The sequence below is a fragment of the uncultured Gimesia sp. genome, from assembly GCF_963972345.1.
In the GTDB taxonomy this organism is placed as follows: domain Bacteria; phylum Planctomycetota; class Planctomycetia; order Planctomycetales; family Planctomycetaceae; genus Gimesia.
The window spans coordinates 1-10,139 of the sequence record NZ_CAXAVM010000240.1; the positions used below are offsets into that span (position 1 = coordinate 1).

General features: G+C 50.4%; 10 protein-coding genes. All 10 read left to right on the top strand.

The annotated features are described in order from the left end of the window. On the top strand, positions 1-434 hold a 434-nt coding region (locus AACZ40_RS25870), incomplete at its 5' end, for a penicillin-binding transpeptidase domain-containing protein (protein WP_339676430.1). Between the two features lie 330 nt (positions 435-764). Continuing rightward, positions 765-3,368, top strand: a complete 2,604-nt coding sequence (locus tag AACZ40_RS25875) for a tetratricopeptide repeat protein (protein WP_291178275.1) — start codon at positions 765-767, stop codon at positions 3,366-3,368. Next, positions 3,310-3,888: a flagellar export chaperone FlgN gene (gene flgN, locus AACZ40_RS25880; protein WP_339676432.1), complete on the top strand. Its 579-nt coding sequence runs from the start codon at positions 3,310-3,312 to the stop codon at positions 3,886-3,888. The genes AACZ40_RS25875 and flgN overlap by 59 nt, the downstream gene beginning before the upstream one ends. A 49-nt stretch (positions 3,889-3,937) precedes the next feature. Continuing rightward, positions 3,938-5,386, top strand: coding sequence for a sigma 54-interacting transcriptional regulator (locus tag AACZ40_RS25885; protein ID WP_291178280.1), 1,449 nt, complete (start codon positions 3,938-3,940; stop codon positions 5,384-5,386). A gap of 37 nt (positions 5,387-5,423) precedes the next feature. After that, positions 5,424-5,888: a flagellar basal body protein gene (locus AACZ40_RS25890; protein ID WP_291178283.1), complete on the top strand. Its 465-nt coding sequence runs from the start codon at positions 5,424-5,426 to the stop codon at positions 5,886-5,888. A 51-nt stretch (positions 5,889-5,939) separates the two neighbouring features. Beyond that, positions 5,940-6,353 carry a flagellar basal body rod protein FlgC gene (flgC, locus tag AACZ40_RS25895; protein WP_291178286.1) on the top strand — a complete coding sequence of 138 codons (414 nt, stop codon included), beginning with the start codon at positions 5,940-5,942 and terminating at the stop codon, positions 6,351-6,353. A gap of 54 nt (positions 6,354-6,407) precedes the next feature. Next, complete coding sequence (gene fliE / locus AACZ40_RS25900; protein ID WP_291178289.1) at positions 6,408-6,722, top strand: flagellar hook-basal body complex protein FliE; 315 nt, start codon at positions 6,408-6,410, stop codon at positions 6,720-6,722. Positions 6,723-6,786: 64 nt separating this feature from the next. After that, positions 6,787-8,403, top strand: coding sequence for a hypothetical protein (locus tag AACZ40_RS25905; protein ID WP_291178292.1), 1,617 nt, complete (start codon positions 6,787-6,789; stop codon positions 8,401-8,403). Between the two features lie 49 nt (positions 8,404-8,452). Beyond that, a complete protein-coding gene (fliG, locus tag AACZ40_RS25910) occupies positions 8,453-9,448 on the top strand; it encodes a flagellar motor switch protein FliG (RefSeq protein ID WP_291178295.1) in 996 nt (331 codons plus the stop codon). A gap of 67 nt (positions 9,449-9,515) precedes the next feature. After that, the coding region (locus AACZ40_RS25915; protein WP_339676437.1) for a FliH/SctL family protein at positions 9,516-10,139 on the top strand (624 nt) is incomplete at its 3' end.

Genomic DNA, 10,139 nt, shown 5'->3' on the forward strand with positions numbered 1-10,139 from the left:
AAGAACCGGCCCAGGTCCGCCCTCTGGTTTCGACACCGATAGTTTCTGCTGCCGTCGCCGACTGGCTGGTGCAGGTGCCCATGGTAGAAACGGTGAGCCGGGGGACCGGGAAAAAGGCTCAGCTGGAAGAGTATGTGGTATTTGGGAAAACGGGTACTGCGCAAAAGCCGGACCCGAAAACGGGCAAGTATTCTTCCGAGTTACATGTCAGTTCATTTATTTGTGGTGCCCCGGCACATGATCCCCGTGTGCTCGTGCTGGTTGTGGTCAATGAGCCTTCCGTCGGTGAAAACCATTATGGAGGCACCATCGCCGGACCTCCGGCTGCAGAAATTCTGAAGCAGACATTGATGTATCAAAGAGTGCCCTTTGACCATTCCAGCGAGGCTCCCCTGGAACGGACCGCACAAAGACAACGCAACGCACTTCGCTGAAGCTTGTAGATTACCTGTTTTCTAGTTTGCAGGAATCGGGAGTCTCGTTTTGCACTGCCACTGGTGTTGACTTGAATCAATCTTGACAAAAAATCGCTTTTTTTTGTATTAATACTCAAGTTACACCTCTCTCCTATTCACTTCGTGAACAATTACAACACTCTCATGTCAATTCTGCGTAGCGGGTTTCTTCCGTCCGTGGAATACAACACATCATTTACCGTTCAGCCAGTCACTCTCCTTTCCCATTCCAGAAATCACCTGCTGAAATCTCATCAGGGTGCAAATCCTGGTTAAGAACCTCCCGGTTACTTAGCAGGCTACACAGTCATGGCCAAAGAAACGACAGCACAACCCGAATCAGATGAGTCAGCGAACGTCGCCGTTCAAGACCGACCTGAAAAAAACTCCGGGGAGGCAGAAATGGATTCTGCAGTCTCCGAATCGGTGGCGTTGCGCGCCCGTGTCACAGGTTTTGTCAAATCGCGCTGGAAGCTTCTGGCTGGTATCGTGCCGGTGCTGCTCGTGCTGGGCGGATATTTGCTTTCACTCTCCAGTGAACCGGAAAAGACACCCGGGGAAACTCTGGCAGAGGCGCTGCAGATCCTGGAATCATCGACTGATTCCAAAACGCGAAACGAGGCGCTTGAACTGGCTTATTCGCTGAAAAAACAAGAGTATCTGGATCCGGATTTTCCGGGTGCGTTGTACTTTATCTTCGGTATTGTGGCATTCAGGAACGCGGAAGAACTGACCGGGGAAGCGCAAGATCACCAGTATCTGATTGCCAGTCGCTATCTGAAAGAAGCAGAACGCCGGGCCATTGATCAGGAACATCGTCCGGAATGGTGTTATGCCCTGGGGACGAGTCTCTACCTGACGGGGTCTATTCAAAAGGCACGTCCTCTGCTGGAAGAAGCAGTTAATACGTATCCGCAAGGTAAATTAAATGCGTCCCTGTCGCTGACAGATATTTACCTCGACCACAGGGAATCTGCTGAATTAAATCAGGCTTTCGAATTAAATTCAAAATCACTGCAGCTGGAAAATCTGGATCAGGAATCACGTGATCGACTCTATTTACAGCGTGCCCAGATTTTTCTCGCACAAGGCAAGAATGACCTGGCACAGGAAGTTCTGGACCGGGTCAAGCAGCAGGAGTCTGTAAACCAGGTAACACTGGTGTTTCAGGCACAGACTCTGATGGCAGAAGAAAAGTACCAGGAAGCATTGACCATTCTGGCGCCCGTCAAAGACAACCTGGGGCTGGAGCGTAAGTTTTCGCGACAGGCATCCTATCTGATGGGGGTCTGTGCCGAGTCACAGGGTAACGCTGATGGTGCAATTGATTTTTTTGAGCAGACCACACATCGTTATGCGGGGACACAGGAAGGACTGGCAGCATTTCTGCATCTGGCCGAATTACTGCGGAAAAACGGGCGTACAGAAGAAGCTTTGATTGCGTATCGAACAGCCCTGCGATCCATCGACAGTCCTGACGAATTTCGCAATCGCTGGATCAGCCTGCAGGGGGTGAGGACCTACGTGCTGAATGCCTGGAATGACTGGGTTGACGAAGACCTGATAAAAGATGATGTAACACATTTCAATGCGGCGATTCAATTGTCCGACTATCTCCCTCCGCTGCTGCCGGAAGTCCAGGCAAAAGAACTGGCAGCGAACGCCAATCGTCGCTGGGCAGAATATCTGGAACGCCGTTATCAGACAGCAACGGTAACGGAGCAGGAATCACGCAGTAGCGAATTGAATGAACACTGGAAACAGAGCGGTCGTGCCTATTTCGAACTCGCCCGGCGGTTGACCACGACTGACCGCTATGCTGACGTTCTAGCTGTCTCTGCGGATCACTTTCAGAAAGGTCAGGACTTCGAGACCGCACTCAAAGTACTCACGCGGTTTATCAATACGAATCCGGAAAAGAAAATGCCGCAGGCCCTGGTTCAGCGTGGCAAAATTCTGCTGGAACTCGATCAGCTTGATGAAGCGATCAGCCATTTTGAACGAGTGATGACCAATTACCCGACCGATGTCTCTGCCTTTGAGGCCCAGTATTTACTGGGGATTGCCTATCTGGAAAAAAATGAGCTGGACCAGGCACAAACCGTCTGGAAAGAGATCCTGGAGTCGAGCCAGTTAACTCCCAAGGCGCAGCAGTGGGGGGATGCCCTGTTTTCGCTGGGAAAGTTGCATTTTCACCAGGGTAAGATTTCTGAATCTGAAAAGCAGTCTGAAACTGCTGCAGACACGTCCGCAGAGCAACTGACAGTTTCAAAACAGAATGTGTTTTATGAAGAGGCGACTCGACGACTGACCGAATATGTCAAACGTTATCCCGAATCTGAAAAAATATCGGAAGCACGTTACCTGCTGGCACGGTCCTTACAGAATCTGTCAGATCAGCCCCTGCGGGAGATGAAGGAAGCCAGAACAGAAAACGCCAGGCAGGAATTAAAACGTAAGCAGTTCAGCTATTTAAATCAGGCCCTCTCGCAACTTCAGATCTTGAGTCGGGATTTACGTCAGCTGGAAAGTCGCGACAGACTCGATGCTCTCGGAAAACAGTTACTGAAATCAAGCTGCTTCGGCAAGGCCCACATATTATATCTGACGGAAGAGTATGCCGAAGCAATCAAATCGTACCATGATGCCGTAAACCGGTATCCGCAATGCACGGAAGTGTTGATTGCCTATATGAAAATGTCTGGTTGTTATGAAGCACTGGGCAAAAAAAATGAAGCCAAAAGCATGCTGGAACAGGCCAAAATCATTTTGAAACAGATGCCTGACAGCGTGTTCGAATCCGGGGCAACAAATCTGGGAAGGGAAGAATGGAATCGCTGGCTGGACTGGTCGCGTGAGTTTCGCGATTCCACGATTCGAACCAGCGCTCTGCCACCAGATGGTGGATCCTGAAACAGAGACTTTACCGGAGGAAGTGATGTGTTCCTCACAGTTAAACCTGAAGAATGATGTAATTGATATGACTTCGACAAATATGATTGATTACCCCAAACTGTTCGCAGTGCGTCTGGAATACTCCCGGGCATTATTGACTCTGTCGCTTCAACAGCAGGAACTGATCAAAGAGGATGATTATTCCAGCCTGTTGGATGTGTTGGGAAAAAAACAGAGATTGCTGGGTCAACTGGATCAATATACGAAACAGTTGCCTCGGCTCTGGGAGCAGTGGCAGCAGGACCGGGACCTGTTACCCGACGGACAACGCGCTGCCTGCGAGCAGATTTTGAGTGATTCGGAAGCGGTACTGGCACAACTGCTGAAGAATGAAGATACCAGTACCCAGTCGATGGTCGATCGGCGGGATCGGACGAAGCAGCAGATTCAGTCGTTAAATCAGGGAGCAAAAGTCGGGGAAGCCTACCGTGACAGCCTGGCTCCAGCGACCCATCGGCATTTGAATATCGGTCAATAAAAGTTAAAAAATCAGAAGTATTCCCTTTGTTTGAAACGGGTTTTAAATAATGAATCATAGTTTATTGCACAGCTCTACATCACGTGGTCTGATTCAGATTGTCTCTGAAGACCGGATCCGCAGACTGGAAGTCTGCACGCAATTTTCGAACCTGGGATATACGGTCATCCCCTTGACCGAAATGACATTCAGTCCGACATCCCAGCGACCGGATGCCGATATCTGTGTGCTTCTGGATCAGAGGGCGATCACGGAATTTATGTTTGCCGTCGAGTCTGTTGCAGAGCAGAATCTGATCCCGGTGTTGTATTATCCCGTGTTGACGCACGAGATTCAGCAGGCCTGCCTGAAGCCTTCCCGGACTGCATCGCATGAAACGATGGCCCCGTTTGCAGAACTGCGTTCGAATGACACACTGGATCAGATCAGTCGCATCCTGGATTCCGCCATCAAATATTCCCGTCTGTCGCGCGAATGTACTGAGTTGATTTCGGAATTGAATCTGCGTTCCAGTCGCCGTCTGATCGGATACAGTCAGTCCATCCAGACCTTAAGAGACCGGATTGCAGATCTGGTGCATCTGCGAACTCCCGTACTGGTTCAGGGGGGAGTCGGTGCCGAACTCTCTGTGGTGGCGGAAATCATACATGATTCCATGTTCCTGAATTATCAGCCTCTGATCAAAGTCAACTGCAGCGCGTTAACAATTGAAAATGTGGAACGGGAATTAATCGGTTATTATTCCAATGAAAAAAGCAGTTATTCTGATGAGCCCGTCTGGAATCCAGGCCAGTTAGAACAGGCAACGGGTGGCACACTCGTTCTCGATCAGGTCCATCTGACATCACTGCCTGTACAGGCGGCTTTGCTGAAAATTCTGGAAAGTGGCGAATATTACTCGCCCGAAGATGGTCAGCAGAAAAAATGGAACTGTCGCTTAATCTCACTCAGCCAGTTCTCGCTGCATGAACTGGCGGCACAGAATCAGTTTAAGCGAAAACTGGCAGGAATCCTGTCCGCTTCCATTCTGGCGGTTCCCTGTTTAAATGATCGGAAAGAAGATCTCGCACTGCTGACTGAAAATCTGTTAAGCGAAGTCGCTTTGTCTGAAGGAACCGTTCCCAAGCTGTTGACTCTGGATGGCCTGGAACTGTTGAAGAAACATGACTGGCGCGGAGATGTTCAGGAACTGCGAAATCTGATTCAACACGTGAACCGGATTGATAACAGCCCGCGCCTGGATGCTGCCAGTTTATTGCCCTGGATTGATTCGGAATCGATTGCCAGTGCCGATTCCCTGACGGGCATGACTTTGCGTGAAATGGAACAGAAACTGATTGAAAGTACTTTTGCACGCTGTGGAGGCAATCGCGAAAGTACGGCCCAGATGCTGGACATCGGTTTGAGAACGCTTTCGGGAAAACTCAGATCTTACGGATATCCGCCTCGCGGAGGCCCGGATTCCAAGCGGACTTTTTCGGTCAGGCGTGCTGCCTGACCGCAGGCTTTGTGTATTTACCCAGGCAGGTGACAGTATGTTAGATCAGGTTTTAAATTCGAACGCATTACCGCTGCTGGAAAAAATGGCGGCGTTCGCGGAACGGCGTCAGGATGTCCTGGCAGGGAATATCGCGAATATCGACACGCCATCCTACAAGATGCGAGATCTCCCCGTGCAGGAGTTTCAGCAGGCTTTGCGTGATGCCGTCGTTTTGAAGGAAAATGCAGCTGATCCGGTCTCTCGTTCCTCTTTAGCGATGCCAGTGACGCTGTCACAGCCAAAATCGGCCGAAGCACAACTGGAGGACCTGTTTCCCCGCAGCCTGTTTCAGGCACGGGAAGCAGCACCACAAAACCTGACGTTTCAGGATGCCAATAATCGAAGTGTGGAATCACAGGTGATGCAGATGACCAAAAACTCAATGATGCAGCAGTTCGCCGTGGAAGTGATGATGGCACAGATGAATCAATTATTGACGGTCATTTCAGAACGGGCCTGAGGTTCAAACTCGGCTTTCAGGAAACATCAGATCTATTGAAAGGAGCAGCAGATGTTAAAAGGAATTGATATCAGTACCAGTGCCCTGATCGCTCAGAGGCAACGTATGAACACGATTGCGGGGAATATCGCCGCGGTCAACGTCTCACACGATCCCGCAAGTGGGGAAGAGCCCTTTTATCGCCGGATTGTCACCTTCCAGGCAGATACGGAAAGCCTGGACCAGAGTGCCTCGGGAGCCGGGGTAAAATATCATGTAGAAATTGATACAGACACACCGCTAAGAAAAACTTATGATCCCGGACACCGCCATGCGGATCAGGATGGGAATGTTACCTATCCTAACATCGATCTGGTGACGGAGTTCGTCAATGCACTGGAAGCAGGCCGCGCCTATGAGGCGAATATTTCGGCTCTGGATATCACCAAGGATATGTTCAACACGTCGTTGCGGATTTTGGCATAAACGATAAATATATAAAGCTTTAAATAATCATCTGATCTCAGGGAAGGGAACAGTATGACCAGTTCCATCAGTCATATCGGTAACTCATTACTGCCCGGTCTTTCACCGGCAGGACTCAAAGATGCAGGCGCGGGCACCCCCGCTAGCGGGCCTTCGTTTCAAAATATGATGTTACAGTCTCTGGACAGCGCCAATCAGTTGCAGCTGCAGTCCGAGCAGGCGATTCAGGCGGGGCTGCTGGGTGAGGACATTACCCAGGCGGAAGTCTTTTCCTCGGTCAAGAAGGCGGATCTGGCTCTGCGAATGATGGTTCAAATGCGAAATAAGCTTCTGGATGCTTACAATGAGATCCAGAAAATGCAAATGTAAAACTCAGATAAATCAGGCAGCACTTTCACCATTTTGACACGGATTCGTCGATTGGTCACCCGGTATGGATACGATAAAAAAAATATATCAGCAGTTCTCAAACCTGTTTCAAACAATGTCAGGCAGCCAGCGCGCGATTTTGCTGTCCGTTCCCCTGCTGATGATGCTGGCTTTTGGCCTGCTCTTTTTCCGGGACAGTCAATCGAGCTATGTTTCGCTTTCCCTGGGTAAAGATTTTACCACCGAAGAGGTGATTCATGCCGAGGAAGTTCTGCTGCGGGCCGGGTTAACCGATTTCTCCAGAAAGGGACAGCGGATTCTGGTTCCACAGAATGAAGTACCCCGCTATAACGCCGCACTGATTGAAGGGGGCGGACTCCCCACAGACTGGGCCTCTGAATGGCAGGAGCAGTTTGAGAAATCAAGCATGTTTGTCAGTAAAGATCAGCTGCAGGTCATGCGTGATATTGCCCTGGGGAACCAGTTGCGGCGGATGATCCGGGCGATCCCGGCTGTGGAAGATGCCAGCGTGATGTGGGCCCGCTCGAAAAAACGGTTACGCTGGAATAACACCACTCCGGAAGTGACGGCAACCATCATGGTCAAACCCCGTCCGGGAAGGGAACTGACTCCGCTTCTGGTGACCAGTCTCAGAGCTGCCGTCTCAACCATGGTTCCCGATCTGACCGCTGATTCGGTCACAGTCTTTGATCAATCCACGGGAACCTCGTATACGGCGGATGATAAAAACGACGCCTTTGACAGTAAGTTCATCAGCTGGGTCAACAAACATACCAAAAACTATCAGGATAAGATTCACGATTCACTCTCCTATATTCCGGATGTGATCGTGAATGTGAATGTCGACGTCGAGAACCTGAAACGGTATGTCGAACGCAAGCAGGAGATCAGTACAGACGGCTCAGTGACACTGCAGTCGAAAGAGCAATCCACCGAACGCAGCCTCGTGGAAAAACCGACCCGGGCAGAACCGGGAGCCCGTTCCAATCAGCCTAATTCACTGGCGGTCGCGCGGGGCAACGAAAAAAATGAGAAGGTGACAGAGACGAATAATGAAGCCACCACAGCTCCTTCCTTTACCTGGACGGAGAAAGAGTTTGTCGCAGCCATGCCCAGTACGGTGCAGGTTTCTATTTCCATTCCGGAAGATTATTATTCTGCCGTGGCCCTGAAGCGGGGAATCAAAAAAGGAGAAGCGGAAGCTGATCTGGCCGCCTTCAAACAGGCAACTGCCTCGATCCAGACTGAAGTCGAAACGAGTATTCAAAAACATGTCCAGAAGCTGATTCCCTCGCAGTCAGCCACAGATGCGGTCAGTGTCGCTTCGTATGTCCGCGTTGATGCGGAGGTGCCTGAACTCGAATTACCATTAACGGAAAGCGTCGGTGAATTTGTGAGCCAGTGGGGCAGTACCATTGGTCTGGGACTGTTTGCGATCTGGGCATTATGGATGCTGAATAAGAGTATGCCTCAGCTGGAAGAGGTCAGTTCAGAAGAACTTGAACTGCCAGTCAAAAAAACCGCTGCCGCTACCCCGGATGAAGAAACGGAAAAACCGAAAAAAGCACCGACCCAACGCGATGAGGTTCAGTTGCTGGTTCGTGATAATCCGGAAGTTGCTGCGATGGTGTTACGAAAATGGATCCACTCAAAATCCTGAGCCGCGTATTTGAATTGATGATAATGTAATTTGTTTTGCAGGCTGAAAAATGGATGAACTACAAAAAGCCGCTGTGTTGTTGCTGAGCCTGGATAAGGCGCTTGCCGCTGAAGTACTCAGCCTGATGTCCAAGGATGATGTCGAAAAAGTAACGATGACAATTGCCCGGATACAGGATATTTCCAAAGAGCAGCAGGCCAGCGTCCTGAGCGAATTTACAAATCTGCGCGGCGAACAGACCACAATGGAGCGGGGCGGTCTGGATGCCGTAAATGAACTGCTGGAACAGTCACTTGGTAAAGAAGGTGCAGGTTCGATCCTCGACAGCATTAATCAGACCATGAATTCGGTCCCGTTCGGATTCCTGCAGAAGTCTGGCGCAAACAACCTGCTGACATTCATCATTGAAGAACATCCCCAGACGATCGCTATGATCATGTCACACCTGCCGAGTAATATGGCTGCGGAAGTCCTGGCCGGGTTGCCTTCCAATAAGCAGATGGACGTGATCAAACGTATTGCCAATATGGAACAGACGAGCCCCGAAGTGATTAAGGATGTCGAGAAGAGCCTGGAACATCGTATGAAAAATACCTTCAGCCAGGGGACGGAAAAAGCGGGAGGTGTGGAACTGGTGGCGGAGATCCTGAACGTGACAGACCGCATGACCAACAAAGGGATCCTGGAAAGCATGGACCAGGAAACCCCCGATTTGGCAGATGAAATTCGCCGTCTGATGTTTGTCTTCGATGACCTGGTGAAACTGGATAACAAAGCGATTCAGGCGCTGCTCAAGGAAGTGGATACCAATCAGTGGGCGGTTGCCTTGAAAGGGGCCTCCGAAGAGATCAAACAGAAGGTACTGGGCAACCTGTCTCAGCGGGCAGCGGATATGTTGCGGGAAGAAATGGAATACCTGGGACCCATTAAAGTCAGCGATGTGGAAGCCGTTCAGCAGCAGATTGTGGACAGTGTCAGGCGTCTGGAAGATGCTGGAGAAATCGAAGTCGCCGCCGGTAACGAGAGTGAGCAGTACATTACCTGATCGCTGCCGGGTTTTGCCCTGAAAATATAACGGACCTCATACATACAGGATTGATAAAGTCAAAGATATGGCGGAACTGGAAACAGCAAAATTGTTAAAGGCGGATGCGTTTCGCGCGCTGGGATCGAAAATCGCCTATAACTTCAATGATATTGAGAAACGCTGTGAAGAGTATATTTTAACTGTGCGGAACCAGACGCGTCAGATGATTATTGATGCTCAAGCAGAAGCAGAACAGATCAGGCAGGATGCGCATCAGTCAGGAAAACAGCGGGGGCTCGAAGAGGCGTCGCGTGATATCGAAGCGCAGATTCATGACCGCTCTGAAACACGGGCCAGTCAGATCGTGGAAGAAAAACTGGGCACGGTATTTCCCGCAATGCAGGCGGCTGTCGCAGGATTGCAGCAGGAGCAGGTCAACTGGAGGCAGACCTGGGATACGACCGCTGTCAAAATGTGCCTCGTGATTGCCGAAAAAATAGTGCGGCATGAGATCAAGACTCACCCCGAGAATGTGATACCGATGATGAGTGAAGCGCTCAAGCTGGCATCGGGAACCCAGCAGATCCGCTTCCTGTTGAATCCGACGGATGTAGTCCATCTGGGTAAAAATCCCAGGAGCTTCATCACCAACCTGACGGGATGTCAGACCTGCGAAATTATTGAAGACGAATCCATCTCCCCGGGGGGA

What these genes read in the sequence shown, in the direction of transcription:
- AACZ40_RS25875 (WP_291178275.1), top strand. Translation starts at nt 765, where the DNA reads ATGGCCAAAGAAACGACAGCACAACCCGAATCAGATGAGTCAGCGAAC.
- AACZ40_RS25885 (WP_291178280.1), top strand. Translation starts at nt 3,938, where the DNA reads ATGAATCATAGTTTATTGCACAGCTCTACATCACGTGGTCTGATTCAG.
- AACZ40_RS25890 (WP_291178283.1), top strand. Translation starts at nt 5,424, where the DNA reads ATGTTAGATCAGGTTTTAAATTCGAACGCATTACCGCTGCTGGAAAAA.
- flgC (WP_291178286.1), top strand. Translation starts at nt 5,940, where the DNA reads ATGTTAAAAGGAATTGATATCAGTACCAGTGCCCTGATCGCTCAGAGG.
- fliE (WP_291178289.1), top strand. Translation starts at nt 6,408, where the DNA reads ATGACCAGTTCCATCAGTCATATCGGTAACTCATTACTGCCCGGTCTT.
- AACZ40_RS25905 (WP_291178292.1), top strand. Translation starts at nt 6,787, where the DNA reads ATGGATACGATAAAAAAAATATATCAGCAGTTCTCAAACCTGTTTCAA.
- fliG (WP_291178295.1), top strand. Translation starts at nt 8,453, where the DNA reads ATGGATGAACTACAAAAAGCCGCTGTGTTGTTGCTGAGCCTGGATAAG.